A 22,246-nucleotide genomic window follows, 5' to 3' on the forward strand; every position below is an offset into this window, starting at 1 on the left:
CTATACATTATATATATAGTCATGCGTTTCTATTTACCTTCGCGGGACAAAATCAAAAAGCTATTCAAAAATATGGAAGAGATAAAGCGACTTATTTCAGAGAATAAACTAGAAGAAGCGATCCGGCTCTTGGACGCTTACCTCACGGAGCAACCGAGATCCGACGAGGCTTGGTTTCTCCTCGGAAAAGCTCATTATAAACTAGGCAACGTACGCCTAGCCCTCAACAGCTACCTGCAAGCGATAGAGATCAATCCGGAAAGCCCGGCACAAGCGGCCTACGATATGGCGATCAAGGTACTGGATTTTTATAATAAGGATATGTACAACCATTAAGAAGACAGAGCACCCGTACCCAAATAAATTCTAGAAGTACAAGTAACTCGACTTTATGCATTTATGAAGTTAGTTGTTCTTGATATAGCGTTTATTTGTATAATGCTCATTTACAACTTATAACGTAAGCTCGTCATAATAGGCATCGTTAAAGGCTTATAATGGGCATTATAAAGTGCTTATAATGGGCATTCTTAGCACCTAACATTGCCCATCGTAATTTGTAGAGACGGGGCGTGCCCCGTCTCTACAAGATATACAATGAATTTATGTTTCTTTAGATTTCAATCTTCCATGGGAGTAATCGTATAGTCATGCAGACAGAAGAAATGATAAAAATACAGAAAATGCTTTTTTCATATAAGTAAACTTTAAGAAATTACCTTTATCCAAATGATTATCCTTTATAAGTCAGCGCCAACATCGTAATATCATCGCTCTGCGTAGCGCCGTTCACGAATGATTGGACGGATTCAGATATACCTTCGATCATGGATTTGGGGGATTGGTTCTTTACGGAGCTACAAGCCTCTACCAAACGGATATCTCCATATTGCTCATTCCGCAGGTTCATCGCCTCACTGATTCCATCCGTATAGAGGAACAAGCTGTCTCCCGCTTCCAGTTTCAAGGATTGTTCTTTATAAGCTAATCCCGGCACGACTCCCAAGGCCATCCCACCAGTCATCGGCAAAAGAGATACCTTATCGTTCTTACGAATCCAAACCGGACGATTATGCCCCCCATTGCAATAAACCACGTCGCCCGTATGGATATTCAAGATCGCATAAAAAGTAGTGACAAACATCCCATTGACACTCTCACGGCACAATAGATCATTCGATTCCTTCATACAGACCGCCGGGGAAAGCTGCCTAAGCGCCGTAGCACGGATCACCGTACGGCTGATCGCCATGAAAATAGCAGCGGGAATCCCCTTATCCGACACGTCAGCGATCGTAAAACCCAGATGATTATCGTCCACCAAGAAGAAATCATAGAAATCCCCCCCCACGGCTTTCGCCGCACTCATGGTCGCATAAAGATCGAATTGCTTATATTGTGGGAACGGAGGGAACTGCTTCGGCAAGATAGATTGCTGTATCTCACGTGCCACGTTCAAGTCGTATTGTATCTCCTCTAGCTGATGATGTTCCTTTTGGGCCTCCTTGATAAAAGAAATCTGCTCGACCGCCTTCTCGATCGTACGTTCCAGATCCTCCATATCGATCGGCTTGGTAGCGAAGTCGAAAGCACCATGGTTCATGGCGGTACGAATATTCTCCATATCCCCGTAAGCCGATACGATGATACATTTCAAGGCCGGGTTACGCATCTCGTTAATCTTCGTCAGCAATGTCAAGCCATCCATCTCCGGCATATTGATATCGCTCAATATGATATCAAAGTCCGGATGGTCCAACATCATCCTCAACGCCTCCAAGCCATTATGGGCAAAGGAGAACTCATACTCTCCCTTACGGATCTTCCGACGGAAATATTGGGTTAGCAACGCTTCCAGATCCTGTTCGTCGTCTACGCTTAATATCTTGATCGCCATAATTCTTCTGTTTATTTCGTTAATGGAATAAGGAATATGAAACGGGTAAACTCACCTTCTTTCGATTCCACCTCTATCTTCCCGTCATGCTTCTCCTCTATAATGGATCGAGTGATAGATAGCCCCAAGCCAGTTCCCTCTCCCACCGGTTTCGTGGTGAAAAACGCGGAGAATATCTGCTCCCGGATATCCTCCGGCATACCGATACCATTATCCTCGATACTTAATCTTAAAGAATCTCCCTCCTTCCGTAGATCCACGGATATAACCGGCTCATACCCGATCGGCGAGAGCTTGGATTTACTATAGACCGCATAGCAAGCGTTATTCATGACATTCAATACCGCACGGCTCAAATCCTGCGGGATCACTTTCAGCATCGGAAGCCCCTCCTCGTAATGCTCCCGGATCGCAATATTGAAACCTTTATAGTTCGCTCGCATCGAATGATAAGCCAGCCAAACATATTCCTTCACCAGATTCTTGATATCCGTAGGGATGTACTCGTCATCCTTCCCTCTGGAATAAAGCAAGATACCCCGGATGATACTTGTCGCCCGGTTTCCATGTTCCTCGATCTTCTTCAAGTTACCATGCAAATCGTTAACGATCTCGCTAAACTCCTCATGCAAGGCGGTCAGCTTCTCCCAAGATTCCGGAGGCAAGACATCTTTCTCTTCTTCTAAAATATCTTCCAAGTCATCCACTAACTTAGAGGACAGCTTACTGAAATTGATGACAAAGTTGAGCGGATTCTGGATCTCATGCGCGATCCCGGCACTCAACATACCTAAAGAAGATAATTTCTCTAAGTTCTTCACTTGCAAACGTAGCCGTTCTATTTCCTTACTCTGGTCTTCCATATCTATTCCTCCTCTTTAGGCGGTGTAATTGTTTTCGGTTGATATACAGGGATCGTAATTAGAAACTGGGTATATTCTCCTTTCTTACTCTCCACCTCGATGGTTCCCCGATGGTTTTGCACGATCTCACGGCATAGGTAAAGCCCTACGCCGGCCGCTTCCCCCGTTGTCTTTGTTGTGAAGAAAGGAGCGAATATCTTATCTTTTATATTCTCGTCGATACCGGACCCGTTATCCCGGATCGTTATTTCCAGCATATCCTTATTGACTTTCAATCCAAGGAATATCTCCGGACTAAAAGTCACGGTCTCCGATTTCTTCAACAGGGCATACATGGAATTTTTCAATATCCCGGCCAGAACCTTACTGAACTGCTCCACGTTTACCTCCATCATCAAAGACAACGTCAAATTATCGAAAACAATCCGGATATTCTTCTCTTGAATATCCTGCTCATACGTTTTCTTCAATTTATCCAAGGCGATCCGGCATAATCCGTTTATGTTGGTAAGCGTAAGATTACCTCTTCGATCTTTCAGCAATTCCTCCATCGCCTTAACGATACGGACCGTATTGAAACCATGCTCGGAGATCTTCTCCAAATTACTGGTCATCATATTCAGCAAATCTACCGAGTCGTCATACACATCCGGTTTCAGATGCTCTTTCTGACTATCCAGATTTTCCCGGAGATCCTTGGCCAACCCCGATGTCAGATTCGCGAAGTTATTGATATAATTCAGTGGGTTCAAGATACGGTCCACCAAACCTTGGGTCAATTGCCCTACGGTAGCCATCCGTTCCTTACGGACCAGCTCGTCCTGCGCCTCACCCAAGGCTTTCAAAGCCGCCGCCAATTTCTCGGATTCCTCTTGGATAGCGTCTTTCTCCGAACGGATCTCCTGCGTACGCTCCTCTACCTCTTTTACCAAATACTCTTTTTGTTTGAGTTTCCGCTTGAAAACGAACTTAGAGATCTGGCAAAACAGAATCAAGAAAAGTAATCCGATCCATTCTTGATGACCGAACTTCACAGATACACAAATACCGACCAAGCTACCCAGTGTAACCCGTTCGCAAAGTTTAATCCGCCTTTTTAACCGATCGATCTCGGTATGTAAATCCTGTATCATGATGAACCTCCTTTCCTAACTATAAATAGGCAACGTAATCGTAACTTCCGTATATTTATCTTTCTCAGACTCGATAGCGATCGTACCCTTATGGTTCAACACGACCTCCCGACTCAAGTAAAGACCTGTTCCTGCCGCTTCCGCGGTCGGTTTGGTGGTAAAGAACGGAGAAAAGACTTTCGTCTTTATCGTTTCTTCTATACCGACGCCATTATCACGGATAACCACTTGCAACTTATCCGCTTGAATACGCAATACCAACGAGACAGAAGGCTGATATCCCGGCTCTCCGGCCTTCTTCAAGACCGCATATATACTATTATCCAATATCTGCGACAAGGCTTTTCCCATCTGATCGATATTCACCTCGATTGTCAACGGTACGGAAAGCCCGGAGAATGATAGATCTACTTGATTCTTCTCGATCTCCTTCGCGTAATTCTTTCGCAAGATATCCAGATTGACCCTACATAAATCATTAATATCCACGCAGGTTCGATTCGCCGAATGATCTTTCAGCAATTCTTCCATCGCTTTTACGATTCGCACCGTGTTATCACCATGCTTGGCGATCTTATCCAGATTGCCGGTCAAAAGAACCAGCAGTTCTTGCGTATCATTATAATTATCGTGTTTACCGGTCTCTTCGTCCTCATCGATATTCTGCTTGATATCTTTCGCTAATGCGGCAGACAAATGAGCGAAGTTATTGATATAATTCAAGGGATTCAAGATACGATCCACCAGACCTTTCGTTAATTGGCCGATCGATGCCAGACGTTCCTTACGAACCAACTCGTCTTGAGCGTCCGCCAAGGCAGAAAGGGCACGGGATAGTTTCTCCGACTCCGCTTGCATCGCATCCCGCTGGAAACGCAATTCCATCGTCCGCTGCTCCACGAGATTAGAGACGAACTGTCTTTTTCGCAGACGGAATTGCGTATAATACTTTAACAAGAATAGAAGGACTACGGCTCCCACCAAATAATAAACCAGTTCTTCCTTCTTCTGGTAAACCGCCAAGGCGATCCATGCCGTCCCAATCACGGTCAGCGTCTCGATCACCCGCATCCTCCAGCGAAGGCTTTCCAGTTGTTTGATATTTATGTCACCCATCCTTCCTATTTCAAGTGTTAGAAATTGATATTCACGCCAATCATCGCACTAAAGCTTTGCAAAGGATATCCGTAATATACCTCATACTTCTGGCAAAGGATATTATTCAACTTAGCGTAAACACCAAAGGTATCGTTGAAGGTATAGGTACCTGTTAGGTTTAGCTCGTTGATGTTGTTCATCTTGTATTCGCCAGCTCCCGCAGACACGCTACTGTGATTTTCAGCTTCCCAGTAATTCTTTACAAAAGCATAACGTCCGGTGGCCAAATAATAATCCAAGGCAACAGATAACTTATCGATCGGACGCACGGTTACATTTGCGTTAACCTCCATTTCTGGCTTTCCATAAGCATGGCTTAGTTCAACACTCTCATCCCCTTGATTTGCCTTCCAATTATTATACATCCCTTTTAAAGAGATATCCAGCAATTGCTGATAGCTATATTTCAAGTTAGCCCCTACAAAAAGCTGCTTAGTATCGACATCCGGTATCGCTTCACTGAAATTGGAAAAAAAGTCAGGTTTAGATGTGGCCACTTGACTGAAAAGCACATCGCTACTAGTTATCTTATAACCAGCGAACACGTCGAACCAAAATCCCGGTGCCACGCCACTCCGGATACCCAAGATAGCATTCAACCAGTTACGAGAAGGAGCCAACTCTTTCATTGGATACAGATAACGGTTGATCTGTGACATATCGTACATGCTGTTGGAGTAAAGCTTTCCGTCAGCCTTTACATATAGCTCCGTTTTATCAGCAACCTCCACATCAGCGGCAATATTTGGCGAGGCCATGAACTCCGCGTCATCACCTGTAGCCAGCATCACATTCGCACCTAATTTGATTTTCCAATTATCACCCTCAACTTTATAATATGGTGATAACATCACCTCGGCATGATTCTTAAACTCATAAACATACGAATTAGAAGCTGCCTCCGGAAAGTTGTAGTTGAAATACTCCACCAATCCACCCAAGCCAATCCGCATATTCCCATTAAAACCTGCGTTCAAATCAAACTTCGCCTCTAAAGTATGCTCCGTCGGTCCATCTATATTCTTGTTCAACCCATATTTATGGGAGAAATTTATATAACCTAAATCCAGCAAATATCCGAACGGGGCATCTTCCTTCGACTCAAATCCTATATTAGCAGCTATCGTCTGGTTTACTTGGTTTGTTTCCCGATCCACTCTATCCAAACTACCCTCTGCCATCATAGACCAAGCATCCGCAATAGGCAGTCCATAATAATTAAACGCCGAATACCCGTACTTCGCACCGATACTAAATATCGTCTTATCAAAAACATGCTTGAAATTAATGCCTCCCAGATTGTCATTGAGTTTCGCCTTTACCTTCTCATCGTCCATCTGGATATATTTCACCTTTCCATTCGTAGAACGATGCGAATACCAAATATTCAACTTATCCTTCTCGGTACTCAAGATATGATATCCCAAATCACCATTTATATTTAGATAGGTACCGGCACCAAAGTTAAAATATCCCCGGCGCTTGTTGTAGTCCATCTGCGTCATGATATTTCCGGAAGGCAACAAACTAATCTCTTTCTGCGGATCGGCGGCGATCGTATAATTCGAGTAATCGATCGGGATCTTACGAACCTCCGGCTCTTTCACCACGGGAAGCGTATTTACCTTGCTAGCGTCCTGCACGGAAGGATCATACTCCCGTTCAAGCGTCATCTCTCGGTTCAGGTTCTTTTCTTTCGTAACATCCTCTTGCGCACTCGCAGCAGCAGCCGAACCCAGCAAAGCTACCACACACAACGCCTTTACATTATATATAGTCTTCATCGCTTTCTTTTATTTCTTTAGTTTACCCAATCTGTCTTCGATCATCGCGGCGATCTCATCATCGCCCTTGTAGTTGTTTTGCAAACTGGTCAGATATTGACGAGCTTGGAAATCATCACCTTGGCGGATATAAATATCAGCCAACAAGATAAAGCCCCGTGCCAACCAATATTGGTGAGGCGTACCGTTCTCGATGAAGTTCATCAAGACAGTCTCGGCATTCTTATCATCCTTATTATCATAATACAATTGAGCCAATAGATATTTAGCCTCCGCCCCGTGTATCGTACGGGTATCCTTGCTGATCTCCTTCAAGTCGGCCAACGCCTTGTTCTCCTGCTTCAAGCTGATATAAGCCTTCGCACGGACATAACGGGCCTCGGACATAATCTCGGGAGATAGCTTCGGTTCCTTCAGCAAATCGTTGGCGGCAAGCAAAGCCTCTTGCGGCTGACCGGTCAACTCGGCGCAACGCATCAAGCCCAATTTAGCGGCCTCCTTATTCTCCGGATTCTCCGCTACCGCCTGTAGATGCTTGAAACTTTCCATAGCGGCGGCGTAATCCTTATCCAGATACTCGATCTCAGCCTTACGAGCCCAAGACTCTTCCCTGAATTTCGTATCACCGCTCTCCAATACCAACGAGAACAGACGTTTCGCCTCCTCCAGATCTTTCTTGGCAAAAGCGATACTTGCCAAATAGAAATTAGCGTTCGAGCTAAACGCTCCCTGCGGGAAGGTTTGCAAATAATTCGTCAAGCTACGACGAGCGCCCTCATTATCGCCTCGCATAAATAACTTCTCGGCCGCCAGATAGGTCAAGGAGTCTTGCTCACTCACCTCGAAACGAACATTTCCACCTAACGAATTCGCATAGGCGGCAAACGAATTGATATCGTTCAGCTCGATATATACGGACTTCAAGTCTTGCAAGGCCACTTTCGCCTCCTCGCTACCCGGATAATTGCTAATCACGCTCTTATAAGCGTCGGCCGCTTTCTCCGGCTGATTGTCGTTGAAGTAAATCAAACCAAGCTGTACGCCGGCCTTACGAGCCAGACTGCTTTGCGGGAAATCACGCATCAATTGCTCAAAGCTTGCCGCAGCCGCTTGATTATTATCCAATAACACGTAAGAACGTCCTTTCTCAAACAAGGCATCGTCCACATATTGTGATTCCGGGAACTCACGGATCAAGCGATCCATCACGCTGATCTTTCCCTTATAATCTTTCTGCAATCCCAGCAAGAAGCCCTTCTGATACACCGAATAATCTCCGGCGGACGGTTGCAATTGCGCCGCACGGGTATAATTCTCTTCCGCCATAGCGAACTGACGGTTGTGGAATAAACAATCGCCGATACGATTATAAGCGTCCGCATAAGCCGGAGTCTGCTGATTGCTTTCCAAATTCACGTATTGACGGAAGCGGTTCAACGCCTCGCCATACTCTTTCAATTTGAAGTAGCTGTAACCTAAGTTATAATGTGCCAAGGCATACATATCCGTATTACGTTGGCGGGTATTATTCAAATAGGTACGATAATCGGAAATCGCCTTGTTATACTCACCTTGGCGATAATAAGATTCCCCACGCCAGAAATAAGCGTCGTTACGAGATTCCAGATTATAAGCGCCCAACGAAATCGCACGGCTGAAAAGATCGACCGCCTTATCCAATTCCATATTCGTGAACGCCTGCGTTCCCAACTGGAATAAGATATCTTGTTTCGCCTCCAAGATCTTCGTACTCGGATGCTTGATCTTATCGATAGAGTTCAGAGCCGCTTGATAGTTCTTGGTAGTCAAATAAACCTCCACCAGATAATCGTTTACCTTATCGGCATATTTGGAATTCGGGAAATCATTCAAGAAATCCTCGAAGATTGTCACCGACTCGCCAAAGCCCGTGAAAGCGGTCTCGTGGATCAATAAAGCGTAATTATACATAGCCGCCTCTTTCACTTGCTTATCGAAAGAAGAAGTCGCGGCAGCCTCGAAGGCCATACGGGCGTTATTCTTATCTTTTAATTTCAGATAACTTTGCCCCAGATACAGATAAGCGTTCTGCGAAAGGGCGTCGTTCTCACGAACGGTCCGTCCCAAAGCGTTCACGGCGCTACTGTAATTACCCTTATTATAATAACATACGCCCAAGATATATAAATCGCCCCTCAACGGGCTATCCGTCGAGGATACATATTTACTCAGCATATTAATCGCTTGATCCTCATTTCCCAGATGATAGTAGGCGTTACCCATGATACGGTAAACCTCGCTATTGTTCTCGCTATCCGGATAAGAGGCTAACAATTCCTTGCCTTCGCTGATCACTTTCTCGTATTTATTCTGTATAAAATAAATTTGCGTGATATAGTACAAAGATCGCTCCTTATAATCAGACAAGTCCTTCAAGCGGGTAAATTCCACCAAGGCATTGTTGTATTTACCGGTCGCGTAATCGATATAAGCGACATAATAGGTAGATGCTTCCCGGTACTTCGTTCCGATCTGCTCGATCCGTGCGAAATAACCACGGGCCTTCTCCATATCCCCGGTTTGCAACAAGGAATAAGCCAAACGGAAACAATAAGCCTCCTGTTGTTCCGGACTTAGCATATCAATGTTCGATTCGTTAAACCAAAAGATAGCTTTCTGATACTCTCCCAGTCCGAAATGGGCGGAACCGATCAAGAAGTTCACCTCGTCCGCATGACGGGAAGCCGGGTACACATCCAGATAATCTTTCAATAACTCAACGGCATTGAGACGGCCTTGCTCATAAGCGGAATAAACCAACATATAATCGGCCTCTTGAATCAAGTCGGCATCCGTGGAATGCTGTTTATACGCCTCCAGTTTATCGATGCAACCTGAATAATTCTTCAAACTAAACAACTCCTTGCCTTCGACAAACAAACGGTTCGGCGCATCAAATTGATACGATCTCTGCCCGCTTGCCATGTGGCTGCCTACTACCAGACACAGCGGAATAAGTATTCTTTTCATCACTCATTTGCTTTTTAATACAAGCACTTACTTCAGTGCCTATTCGTTCTAATTCGCAAATATAAGTAATATGCGCCAAACAGAAGGCAAGTTCTATCAATATTTACCAAGATAGATCGGTACCGCCTTTCGGATAGAGTCTAAACCGAAGTCTTCCGGATTCACATCCTCCGGGCGAAGGATCACGATCTCGGCGGCATCATCTTCCGCATGCACGTTATTGAAATCATCTACCAAACACTCATAAAACATATCCAGCGTATGCACCTCAAAGCCGGAATACATATATAAATTAGGCAAGGAAAACAAATAACGGCAATTCTGGATATGCAACCCCGTCTCCTCCCTTACTTCCCGGCGAGCGGCCTCCTCCCCCGACTCAAACATATCGACGAAGCCACCGGGCAAATCCAATGTACCTTTAGCCGGCTCTTTTCCTCGGCGAACCAGCAATAACTCCCCCTTAGCGTTCTTTATGAAACAAGCGACAGCCGACGACGGGTTGAAATAATAAACAAAACCGCACGCCATACATTTTTTCGCTTTCTCGTTATGTTCCACGAAAGCTTTTGCCCCGCAAACCGGGCAAAACTGAAATTGATACAACGGATGTCTCATACTTTATGATTTATAATTCAATTAAAAACAACAAGCCGCACCTAAATATAGATGCGGCTTGCCTTATTTCGCAAATGTCTTTTCGTTATACGCAAAACCGGATTTAGACTTCCAAACCAGCACTTTGGTCTCTTACTTCCCAACCCAAAGCACTTGCTCCTAATACGGCAGCGTCGCTCTCTTTCAATTGAGAGAATAATAATTTAGTCTTACCTGCGTAAACTTTCAACATATTTTTCTCCATTGAACGTTTAATCGGGTTCATGATCAAATCGCCAGCTTTCGTAAGACCGCCAAACAAAATGATAGCCTCCGGGCTAGAGAATGCTACGAAATCAGCGAAAGCCTCTCCCAACATAGAGCCGGTAGCCTCGAAAATCTCAAGAGCGATCTTATCATTCTTCATAGCTGCGTCGTATACGTCTTTTGAAGTGATTTCATCCGGATCCAAGTCGCGAAGAACACTCTCGTCCTTACGGATTTCCAGATATTCACGAGCCGTACGAGCCACACCGGTAGCTGAAGCATAAGCCTCCAGACATCCTTGGCGACCGCAACCGCACTGACGACCATTGTTACGACGCATGATAACGTGGCCCAACTCGCCGGCAAAACCGTCATGTCCGTATACCAAGTTACCACCGATTACGATACCGCTACCCACGCCAGTACCCAAAGTGATCACGATAAAATCTTTCATACCGCGAGCGGCTCCATAAGTCATCTCACCGATAGCGGCAGCGTTGGCGTCGTTTGTTAAAGCAACAGGAATACCATCGATCTGTTCGCTGATCAATTGAGCCAAAGGAATCTTACCTTTCCAAGGCAAGTTCGGAGCGAATTCGATACATCCGTTGAAAAAGTTTCCGTTCGGAGCACCTACACCCACACCTTTAATCTTATCCGGACCACCAGCCTGATCAATAACAGACTTCAGACCTTTAGCTAATTCCGCTACATAGTCATTAACGTCTGCATATTTACCAGTCTTAATTGATCCACTATACAAGATTGTTCCTCTTGCGTCAACTACACCAAAAACAGTGTTGGTACCACCTATATCGATACCTACTACATAAGGCTTCTCCATGATTTTATATTTAGGATTAATAATGATTTTCCTCTTTCTGGGTAGCAAATATAAGAGGTTTAACACAAGTTGCAATACGATTTGAAGAAAATTTTACAGATTCCTGTCATTTTATCTTCTTTTTTCGAAAACTTATGTTAAGCAACATTGTTATATAATAATGGAGAATTATCGCAACGGTAATATCTCGATCCAATAGTCATCCGGATCATTAATAAAATACAATCCCATCTTGGTATTCTCGAAGCAAACCGCTCCCATTTCCTTGTGGTATTTACGTACCTCCTCATAATCGCCGGCTACCCGGAAACAAAGATGGCTCTCATTGTCGCCTAGCTCATAAGGTTCTTTCCGGTCACGCAGCCAAGTCAGCTCCATCAAGAAACCGGTTTGCTCATCCGTTAAATAAACCAATATAAAAGAACCGTCTTCCGCGACCTTTCGATGATGCTCTTTCAACCCCAACGCTTTGTTATAAAAAGCGATACTTTTCTCCAAATCCAATACGTTAATATTGAAATGGTCAAATCTGCCTTTAACTTCCATACCTAAATAAATTTATATGTTTTCTAAAACCTATACATTAATAATATATTATATATCGGTACCCTCACCCGGTACAGAAAGGACAACATACCGGCAACCTTTCGATTCGGCATACGGGGCAAAGGCCATGACCTCCGCCGGACGTTCCCAGAAATGCATCGGCACAAAGATACCGGTCCTTATCCGGTCGATGAATTGTTGGGCACCTCGCATAAAATCGGTCCCTAAGCGGGGATCTACCGGAAACATGACAACATCCATCGCCTGCGTATATTTCGCTATTATATCCAGTTCTTTCAGGTAATTCCCTTCCGCCTCCGCAACTTCCTGTGGAGTAGACTCATCTTTCCAATGCCAATTATTCAAGTCTCCGGCATGAAAAATCAGTTTACCTTGCGCCTCGATCAAAAAAGAGATACCGACATCGGTCGATCCGAACGCCCTAATCGTTAAATGCTCATCTTGGTACACATCTCCCTTCTTCATATAAAAAGCGTCCTCGGCTTTTGCCCAGCGGCGTTTCAAGATATCCTTGGAGAAAATATATTTGATATCGTCTTTCTCCTCTTTCCATTTCAACACGTCCGGATTAAAATGATCCGGATGGAAATGTGATGCCAATACGTACAACGTCCCCGGACGTTTTAATAGCTCCCCACGCACAAACCCCTTCGCCGGGTCCGGATTCGTATCTTTGAAATAATCGATCAAGATGGAGAAGCCTTCCGCCTCTACAACAAACCCGCTATGATAAATATACACCAGTCTCATCCTATTCTCTTTATTTGTTTATTAAAAAACACCGAAACCCTCCGGGTTGTTGACTTCATGCCGCAAATATACAAAACGGTCAGACATATCACATGCCTGACCGATACAGATTATTAACCTACGATTTATTTCCAATTCTCATTCTGGACTAAAACGCCTTCCATGGTCACGATTTGATCATTCGGGATCGGAAGAGTTACCCATTTAGCGTTATAAACGCAGTTGGCAAACTTTCCGAGATGCTTCTTCTCGTAAGTGATATAATTACTTATCTCATCGTACGCTATTCCCCAACGAGCTAAGTCGTACCAGCGATGACCTTCCATCGCCAACTCTAATTTACGCTCGAAACGTAAAGCGGCTAAAGCACCACCCTTGCTGTTGAATTGCGAATCCGGATACAAACCTACACGATAATTAGCCGCAGCGTTCGAATCCAACTTCCCATTCACTTTATCATCCAAGACATAAGATGTAGAAGTGGGCAACATCGTGGCAGCATCAACGCCCTTCACATACGAGTTTGCCGCACGGGCACGTACCTCATTTATATACTTCCCGGCCTCCTTATAATTTCCGTCGTGAATCAAGACTTCGGCATACCAAAGTAAAACATCCGCATAACGGATCAAATGGTAATTCTTGGCTGTAGAACTCGTCTCCGTAGATACGCTCGTACCGCCTTTATCCGCTTTTTTCGGTTGCCGCTTCTTATTCATATAAGGACCACCATTCGCGATATCACGTACCCACCCATCCAAGATAGAAGGAACCGTTCAGTCCCAATAAGGGACATCAAAACGACCGGTACTGATATCCAGACGAGGATCGGTAAAAACCTCTAAATCCGTATGTGGAATATTATCTGTCAAGGTAGTCAACGCCGGTTTATCTTAATATGATTTATCCAGATACGGCAAACCATTCTCGTCTACGATATGTGAGTTTACCAACTCATAGGAAGGTTGATAGAAACCCCATCCGGATGTGCCCATACCTCCCGGAGGAGCCGTATGCCATGAACCTTCGATAGAGTTCGTGATTACCTGAGAACCAGAGATAGTCCGCTGTATATCGAACACGGACTCACCGCTCCAATCGGCACTACCTGCCGTAAACAAATCCTCATAAGTATCCGCTAGTTTGAATTTCGTGCCATTATTATCCTGCCCATTCGCGATAATAGCCTCCAATAAAGCCTTGGCATCCGCCCAATGATCGGAAGAACCATTCGTACCGTTATAGGGTGAAGACTGATACAGCCTCAATTTTGCCAAGAAAGCGGCGGCGGCCCATTTATTGACACGTCCTTTATCGCTCGCCCAAATATCCGGCAGGTTATCATAAGCGAACTGTAAATCCTCGGCCACCTTATCCCATATGTAAATATAATTGCCAGACTCATCCACATTGGAAACTTTTGGGTTTACATCGCTAGCGAACTCCTCGCTTCCCACGTAAGGAATAGCGGCACCAAATAATTTCATTCCCTCAAAATGCCAGAATCCGCAGAAGAATCGGGCTTGGGCGATCGCTTCGGTATAAAAATCCTTTGATACGCCTTTTACGGAGGAAAGCTCGTCCTTGATTTTATCGATCATATTAATCACGTTGTTCGCACGATAGACACCTTCATAAACCACTTTCCATTTGGTATTCAAATATCCGTTGTCCGTAGTGATCGCATACGTTTCCAAGTTCGTAAAGTCAGACTGGTCCGTAAACGTAGACCCTTTATTCGCGCTTCCACCCAGTACATCGCCATAGGCATAATTTGTCAAAGGAGCCGCAAAATACTCCTGTGTAAGCATCGATGAATACATTCCTGTAATCGCATAATTTACGCCTTCCTGATTCAGTAACTCTTCTTCACTGACCGCACCCACCGGCTTCACATCCAAGAAGTCAGAGCAAGAGGTCATCGCTCCTAATGAAGACGCCACTAACATTGAATATATAAATAGTCTTTTCATACTGTTTTTTTTAATCGTTATCAATATCCTTATCGAAAATCCTTTTAGAAAGAAATATTCACGCCTAAAATGAACTGGCGTGGCATACCATAAGAACCGTAGTCGATACCTTTCATCATATCGTTACTGCTATCTTCATTATTGCTACGAACCTCCGGATCCAAACCTGAATAGCCTGTTAATGTAAACACATTGGAAACCTGACCGTAAACACGAATCTTCTCAAATTTGATCTTATTCAAGATACTCTTTGGCAACGTATAACCGAGCGTCAATGTCTGCATACGCAAGTATGAACCGTCTTCTATATAAGTAGAATTGGATTCATTAGCCGCCTCCGTACCTTCATTAGATGTACCAGCCCATAATGGATAGATACCATCCGGGTTTGTAACGGGATCCCAAGAGTTTTCCAAGCGATCTTTAGAGAAGTTACTTTGTAATGCCCCGAAATGCGTATAATACTGATAATGTTTATACAAGTCGTTACCTACAGAGAAATAAAGGAATGTACTCAAATCAAAACCTTTCCAACCAACACTAAGGTTCACACCTCCCGTGAAGTCCGGATGCGGATTACCGATAATCGTACGGTCTTCCGCCCCAATCTTTCCATCTCCGTTCACGTCACGAATCTTATAACGACCTACCCATGATTGAGGATTCAAGCTGGCCTCGTCCGCCACGGCATACGGTAAAATCGTTTTTCCATCCGCGGTCTTATAGTTCAGCACATCTTGTTCACTCGTATAGATTCCGTCCACTTGATAACCGTAGAACATCGCTACCGGTTGCCCTACCGTGGTGATGTTTACCTTACTCAAACGCGTATTCGTAAATAGATCCGAAGAACCTAATTGGGTAACCTTATTCTTATAGGTTGAGATATTGGCGTTTACCGAGTAACTAAAATCACCGACTTTATCTCTCCAGCCCACACTGAAATCAAGACCTTTATTCTGCATATCGCCAATATTGATCTTTGGCTTAGTAGCGTTACCGGCCAAAGCGGACCAGTTAGCGTTCACCAACAAATCTGAAGTCTTCTTAATATAATAATCGATACTTCCGGTCAAACGATTATTCAACGCCGTTACGTCTAAACCGACGTTAAACATCTTGGTTGTTTCCCACTTAGCATTCACATCCCCCAGATTTGAGATCGCATAGCCCGGAGACGCCCCTGAATCCGCACCTGTGATTCCATATAAATAATCATTTCCGGTCGCATATTGAAACGCATAATTATAGGCTCCGATATTAGAGTTACCGGTCGTTCCATAACCCGCACGCACCTTTAAATCATCCAACCACGTACGTGTCTTTTCCATAAAGACCTCATCCGACATACGCCAGCCTAAAGAAAGAGAAGGGAATGTACCCCAGCGGTTATCCTCGCCAAACCGGGAAGAAGCATCCCGGCGAACCGTTACAGTTGCCAAGTATTTACCTTTATAGGAATAATCGCCACGGAAAAACAAGCCGAACATCGTACTTTTATCAAACATTTTTCCTTCATTCTTCATATTGTCGGAAGAACCATTGTTTAATATCCATGTATTGGGATTATTCTCGAAGATATAATCATAGCGAATGGCTTTCATGCTTCGTCCCACACCAAATTTCATAGCTTCCGTACCGATCATAAATGTCACGTCATGATCTTCATTGAATTTCGTCTTATAAGTCGCCGTATTGGTCCACTGATAATCCAACCTCCAATTCGCGTTTTCCTCCAGATAATTTTGAGATTGCCCCTCTTTATTGGTAGCGATCGTCTTCTCACTCAACGCTTGGCTCCACATACCCATCAAACGAACGCTGAACTGCGTACGAAGACTCAGGCCTTTGATCGGTTTCAACTCGGCGAAAGCCGCACTTTGCAATCGCATGAAACGAGTCCAATCATCCTGTTGATTCATGGCTGTCTGATAAGCCGTATTCGCACGTCCACCTTCCGAGGCCTGTGATCCCGCATAATCGCCACCTACATTATAAACAGGTACCCATGGCTGGATCGTATATGTTTGGGCGAATACGCTCGCATCGCCTTGACGACCCCGCTCACCGCCCATCTCCATTACGGCGATATTGGAATTCTGGCCTATCGTGAAATATTTATTCGCATTATAAGTAGAGTTGGCACGCAGTGAATAACGTTTAAAGAAAGAAGAGATAATCGTTCCTTCCCGATTAGTATAGCCTAAAGAAGCCGAGTAAGTTCCTTTTTCTCCACCTCCTAATAAAGAGATCTGATGATCCTGTACTTTACCCGTACGAGTCACCATATCATACCAATTCGTTCCTTTCTGGGCCTCCGCTTCCGAATATCCATCTTCCAACATCTGATAATAAGCGGAACGCGACCACGAATTACTACCATCCGGTTTATAGGAAGCCACCCACGCATCGATACTACCAAACTGCGAGATTACTTGATCTTTTGATAAACCGGCCGGTTTAATCGCATAAGGCATCGTCAATTCATCTTTATCGTTCAACGATCCGAATTGAGGATGAGCGGTGGGTGTTTGTCCGCGATAATCCCGCACGTTTCTCATACCTTGTGCTTGCCATTCCATCGCCTCCCATCCATTCAACAAATCATAACCACTATTCGCCATCTTTGCCACACCAAAGTAACCATCATAAGATACTCGTACCCGGCCGCTTTTAGTTCCTTGCTTTGTCGTGATAATGATTACACCATTCGCTCCTTGCGCACCGTAAATCGCAGTAGCGGAAGCATCTTTCAAGACTTGCAAAGACTCGATATCATTCGGATTGACCGCGTCGATATCCACATTCGAGACACCGTCCACAACAATCAATGGGTCTGAACCATTCAACGAGCCGACACCACGGATACGGATAGTCGTCTCACCACTAGGTCCACCCGAGTTCGAGATATACACACCGGAAGCCTTTCCTTGCAAAGCCTCAGAGAATGTCGCTACCGGAGTCTCCTTCAACTCTTCCGTAGATACGACAGCGACAGATCCCGTAATATCTTTCTTCGCTTGGGTACCATAGCCGACAACAACGACCTCATCCAAGGCTTGTGTGTCTTCCGCTAATTTTACTTTGATATTGTTCTGGCTATTCTTCAGAGAGATCTCTTGAGTTACATAGCCAATGTAAGATACCACCAATAGGCATTATCCGGTACACCATCAAGTATGACACGTCCGTCCATATCGGAAATATTTCCGATAGTTGTCCCTTTAACAAGGACATTTGCTCCAACAATTGGTCCTGCTTTGTCTGAAATAGTGCAAGTGACTCTACGTCCATCTTGTTGCAGTGCATTGCCCCTTACGTCTGGTGTTAAATCGCCTACTTCAGTGGCCATGGCTGGACTTGCGCCACATAAGAATAAAGAGGCTCCTAGAAACACCTGTTTCCATAATACTACATTATTCATACAACATTAGATTTTAAGGTATAAATCAATAAAAAACACAATCTAACAGCAAAATGATCTTTCCATATACAACAACATTCTAGATTTCAGTAAATTTCTGAATACTTATGGTCTAAATGTTTTTTCATAAACGACTAGTCTAAACGATCGTTTCTATTAGTCGTTTGTAAAGGTCTGTTTTTTTTTCGACACGTGCAACTTTTTGTTGATTTTTTTTTATTTTATCTTATTGCTAATGGGAGAGATAACCCTTCATCGATCTAAAAAAAGCTTTTCTTTTTCAAATCATCATTTCCTCTTTTCAAAAACGCAAGATTTAAACGATCGTTTAGACTAGTCGTTTTTTTAGTATTATGAAAGAAAGCAAGAAGCGGCTTTTATCATTAAAGACATGATAATGAAGAAGCTACACAAATGAAGTTGAGAAGAAGAGAGTGATGTTTGCCTATTTTGAGATGTAAACAGATGTAACATACCCTAGAGGTATGGCAGAGTAGTGAATTCATTTTGTTAAAAGTTTGTGTTTTTTATTTTATTATACCTTAAATTCTAATTTTGTATGAGAAATGTTGTATCATGGAAGCCATTAGTCTTAGGAGCTTCTTTTCTTCTGTACGGAGCCGGAACGGCCTTCGCAACAGAAACGGATCATCTGTATCCTACACCTAGTACGGGATTTATGAGTGTCCAGCAAGATGGACGACAGGTTAACTGCCACATCGTGGATAAATCTGGTCCTATCGTTGGAGCTAACGTAGTCGTAAAAGGGACTACTATCGGAAACATCTCCGATATGGACGGGCGAGCTATTATCGACAATGTGCCCGCAAACGCAGTTCTAGTAGTATCGTATATCGGATACGTTCCCCAAGAAGTCATTTTGAAAGGTAATCAAACCAACATCAAGATTACGTTGGTTGAAGATTCACAGGCATTGGATGAAGTCGTTGTTACGGGTTATAGCACACAGGCTAAGAAGGATATTACCGGAGCTGTGGCTGTGGTCGCTACCGATGAGTTGAAAGAGACTCCTGTTTCTAACTTCGCAGAGGCTTTGCAGGGTAAGGCTGCTGGTGTATTCGTACAGGCTGGTGGTGGTCCGTTGGGTGAAACAACGATTCGTATCCGTGGTGTCGGCTCCGTAAACGGTTCCGATCCATTGGTGATCGTTGATGGTGTTTCCGGAGTGGATATTGATGCAGTGAATCCGAATGATATCGAGTCTATGCAGATATTAAAGGATGCTGCCGCTTCTGCCATCTACGGTGCGAAAGGAGCAAATGGTGTTATCATTATCACAACGAAACAGGGTAAAAAGGATGATCGTGTAAAAGTATCTTACAACGGTTATTTCGGCGTAGCTAAAATGGCTAATAGCGGTTACGATTTAATGGATGCTTGGGAAGCAATGGAATTCCAAGAATTAGGTCAACGTAACTTGCTTCAGTTCCGCGGTAAAACAGCGACCCATGCCCAGTTCGGTTCTATCGGCGCTGATGGAAGCGGTCACTTGACAATGCCATACGCAATCAAACCGTCGGGGTTATCTAAGGATCAAGTGATCGCTCAGTTCGGAAGTATTGACGGTTGGGTCGCTTCCTATAAAGATAATGGATCTAACTCTTGGTCCCGTTCCGCATATTATCAAATGCTGGAAGATGGTTATTCAGAAGAAGAAGCCCGTAAAGGAACAAACTGGTATGACGAAGTAGTACAAACAGGAAAAGTCCAAGACCATCAAGTATCTGTTTCCGGTGGTGGAGAAAAAGCAACTTACGCAACTTCCTTAGGTTATATGAACCGCGAAGGTACGATCAAAGAATCGTGGTTCCGTCGTTATTCTTTGCGTGTAAATACCAATTTCATGCCGAATAAATACTTCTCGATCGGACAAAACACGAATATCGCAGTAATCGAGAACTCAGGTGAGCGTGGTCGTCAAGGTGATGATAACACTTTCGGTAAAACCTTCTCTATCCAACCTTGGGTTCCTATTTACAATATTGGTGGCGACTATGCCGGTTCACAGGCCCCGGAAGGTGGACGTGCGAATACCGCTGTTCAAACTGTAAACAACGAAAAAGACAACCGCCGTCGTTTCTTACGTGCGCAGTCCGCTATCTTCGCAGAAGTAAAACCGTTGGAATCCATCGGTGAAGACTTGAAGTTCCGCACACAGTTCAGTGCCACATTGATGGGAAGCTGGGACTATTGGATGAGTAAACGTACCATCATGACTAACAAGGAAGGAGCAAATAACAATAGCTTCACTGAACGTGCGGATTATCGCTTAGGCTATCAATGGACTAATACGGTGACTTACAATAAGACTATCAATGAAGATCATACGATCGGCGTTGTGTTAGGTACAGAGGCACTCCGTGAAGGGTTAGGCCGTTGGATACAAGCCAACCGTATCGACTATCCGTATGAAGATAATCCAAACACATGGACAATTGAAAATGGCTCTACCGCTAATATGGGTACAGACGGAAGAAGAAACAATACTACAACCATGTTTGGTTTCTTTGGACGTGCCGACTACTCTTATCAAGGCAAATATTTGGCAACTGTGACTGTCCGTCGGGATGCTTCCTCACGTTTTTCCGAAAAGAATCGCTGGGGAACGTTCCCTTCTATCTCTTTAGGCTGGCGTATGTCTGACGAGAAATTCATGGAGAAAACCCGTACTTGGCTAGATGACTTAAAGATCCGTGCGGGTTATGGTACAACAGGTAACTCTAATATCGACCCATACAACTGGGCGTTCCAATACGGTACGGGTAACAAATATTTATATAGTATTAATGGTTCCGATACAGAAGTATACCAAGGTTTCGGAGTAACGAACCTAGGAGATATAGAAGCGAAATGGGAAACTTCTAAGATGTTAAATATAGGTTTAGATGTAACAGCCCTAGATCAACGCTTAAGCATGAACTTCGACTGGTATACCAAAAAGACCTCTGATATGTTAATCGACGCAAACTGGTCCGCATTAGCGGGTAATATGACAAAGCCGAACATTAATATCGGTGATATGCAGAACAATGGTGTAGATTTAAACTTGAGCTGGAGGGACAAAGTCGGCGAGTTCGACTACTCTGTAGGTGTTAACTTATCTCACTACAAAAATAAACTGACCGAGATCGGAACAGAGGCCGGTATCTTTACAGGAACTCGTATCGCCAACATGAATGTAATGATGAAAGGGCACGCCATCGGTATGTTCCACGGTTATCAGTTAGATGGAATTTATAAGAGCGAAGAGGACGTACATAACTACAAGAACGACGCTGGTGGTGTTGTATTGCCATATGGTGTAAGCGACGTAAAACAAATGGTCGCATCTGATTTTGTAGGCCAGTATAAAATCAAGGATGTAGACAACAATGGAAAGATTGACGCAAACGATCGCACATTTATCGGTAATCCGCATCCGGACTTGACTGGAGGTGTTAATCTAAGCTTAGGCTGGAGAGGATTCGATTTGAGTACTTATCTATACTTCTCCGTAGGCAACGATTTGTTCGCAATGTATAAATATTATACGCATTTCGGTTCTTTGCAATCGGCTTACTCAAAAGATCGCCGCGATAATTCTTGGCATCCTCAAACCAATCCAGATGGTATCTATCCATTATGGGCTACAACCGGCGGTGAGAGCGATATCGCTGCCAACCAATCTAACTCCGGTTATATAGAAGATGGCTCTTTCTTACGTATGCAAACACTGACTTTAGGATACACGCTTCCAAAAAAGATCTTAGATAAGATCAAATTTGAAAAGATCCGTATTTATGGTCAAGTAGCCAACGTATTTACGATTACGGGTTACTCAGGTTTGGATCCACAGGTTCGTACAGATAGAGACGGTGGTATCTCTAACGACCGTAACATGGGTACCGACTTCGGTGCTTACGGTATGCCGCGCCAATTCATTATAGGTCTAAACTTAACCTTCTAACAAAAGAGAATTC

16 protein-coding genes are annotated in these 22,246 nt (G+C 44.0%); 2 read left to right on the forward strand and 14 right to left on the reverse strand.

What is annotated here, in order from left to right:
• Positions 1-72: 72 nt before the first annotated feature.
• A complete protein-coding gene (locus DW205_RS19525) occupies positions 73-336 on the forward strand; it encodes a tetratricopeptide repeat protein (protein WP_005859264.1) in 264 nt (87 codons plus the stop codon).
• 397 nt (positions 337-733) lie between these two features.
• On the opposite strand, the gene DW205_RS19530 is transcribed toward DW205_RS19525, so the two are convergent.
• From DW205_RS19530 to DW205_RS22900, 14 genes are all read right to left on the reverse strand, one after another.
• Positions 734-1,897: a PP2C family protein-serine/threonine phosphatase gene (locus tag DW205_RS19530; protein ID WP_005859268.1), complete on the reverse strand. Its 1,164-nt coding sequence runs from the start codon at positions 1,895-1,897 to the stop codon at positions 734-736.
• Between the two features lie 11 nt (positions 1,898-1,908).
• Positions 1,909-2,760, reverse strand: coding sequence for a sensor histidine kinase (locus DW205_RS19535; RefSeq protein ID WP_005867658.1), 852 nt, complete (start codon positions 2,758-2,760; stop codon positions 1,909-1,911).
• Positions 2,761-2,762: 2 nt separating this feature from the next.
• Complete coding sequence (locus DW205_RS19540) at positions 2,763-3,893, reverse strand: sensor histidine kinase (protein WP_005867657.1); 1,131 nt, start codon at positions 3,891-3,893, stop codon at positions 2,763-2,765.
• 15 nt (positions 3,894-3,908) lie between these two features.
• Positions 3,909-5,009: a sensor histidine kinase gene (locus DW205_RS19545; protein ID WP_005867656.1), complete on the reverse strand. Its 1,101-nt coding sequence runs from the start codon at positions 5,007-5,009 to the stop codon at positions 3,909-3,911.
• Positions 5,010-5,026: 17 nt separating this feature from the next.
• A complete protein-coding gene (locus DW205_RS19550; RefSeq protein ID WP_005867655.1) occupies positions 5,027-6,835 on the reverse strand; it encodes a TonB-dependent receptor in 1,809 nt (602 codons plus the stop codon).
• A gap of 9 nt (positions 6,836-6,844) precedes the next feature.
• Positions 6,845-9,844, reverse strand: a complete 3,000-nt coding sequence (locus DW205_RS19555) for a tetratricopeptide repeat protein (RefSeq protein WP_005867653.1) — start codon at positions 9,842-9,844, stop codon at positions 6,845-6,847.
• A gap of 96 nt (positions 9,845-9,940) precedes the next feature.
• Complete coding sequence (locus DW205_RS19560; RefSeq protein WP_005867651.1) at positions 9,941-10,462, reverse strand: NUDIX domain-containing protein; 522 nt, start codon at positions 10,460-10,462, stop codon at positions 9,941-9,943.
• A 103-nt stretch (positions 10,463-10,565) separates the two neighbouring features.
• The gene (locus DW205_RS19565; protein WP_005867650.1) at positions 10,566-11,552 is read right to left on the reverse strand and encodes an ROK family protein; all 987 of its coding nucleotides are present in this window, start codon (positions 11,550-11,552) and stop codon (positions 10,566-10,568) included.
• 168 nt (positions 11,553-11,720) lie between these two features.
• Positions 11,721-12,098 (reverse strand): VOC family protein, encoded by a 378-nt coding sequence (locus DW205_RS19570; RefSeq protein WP_005867648.1) that lies wholly within the window; start codon positions 12,096-12,098, stop codon positions 11,721-11,723.
• A gap of 48 nt (positions 12,099-12,146) precedes the next feature.
• Positions 12,147-12,869 carry an MBL fold metallo-hydrolase gene (locus DW205_RS19575; protein WP_005867645.1) on the reverse strand — a complete coding sequence of 241 codons (723 nt, stop codon included), beginning with the start codon at positions 12,867-12,869 and terminating at the stop codon, positions 12,147-12,149.
• 125 nt (positions 12,870-12,994) lie between these two features.
• Positions 12,995-13,588 carry a RagB/SusD family nutrient uptake outer membrane protein gene (locus tag DW205_RS22645; protein WP_005867644.1) on the reverse strand — a complete coding sequence of 198 codons (594 nt, stop codon included), beginning with the start codon at positions 13,586-13,588 and terminating at the stop codon, positions 12,995-12,997.
• Positions 13,589-13,762: 174 nt separating this feature from the next.
• Complete coding sequence (locus DW205_RS22650; protein ID WP_005867643.1) at positions 13,763-14,842, reverse strand: RagB/SusD family nutrient uptake outer membrane protein; 1,080 nt, start codon at positions 14,840-14,842, stop codon at positions 13,763-13,765.
• A gap of 44 nt (positions 14,843-14,886) precedes the next feature.
• A complete protein-coding gene (locus DW205_RS19585) occupies positions 14,887-17,991 on the reverse strand; it encodes a TonB-dependent receptor (protein WP_005867642.1) in 3,105 nt (1,034 codons plus the stop codon).
• Positions 17,967-18,266, reverse strand: a complete 300-nt coding sequence (locus tag DW205_RS22900; protein ID WP_005867641.1) for a hypothetical protein — start codon at positions 18,264-18,266, stop codon at positions 17,967-17,969. Before DW205_RS22900 ends, DW205_RS19585 begins: the two co-directional genes overlap by 25 nt.
• A 559-nt stretch (positions 18,267-18,825) precedes the next feature.
• On the opposite strand from DW205_RS22900, the gene DW205_RS19590 reads away from it, so the two are divergent.
• Complete coding sequence (locus DW205_RS19590; RefSeq protein ID WP_005867640.1) at positions 18,826-22,233, forward strand: TonB-dependent receptor; 3,408 nt, start codon at positions 18,826-18,828, stop codon at positions 22,231-22,233.
• The last annotated feature ends 13 nt before the right edge of the window (positions 22,234-22,246 follow it).

This window comes from Parabacteroides sp. AM17-47 (assembly GCF_003434625.1).
Classification (GTDB): domain Bacteria; phylum Bacteroidota; class Bacteroidia; order Bacteroidales; family Tannerellaceae; genus Parabacteroides; species Parabacteroides distasonis.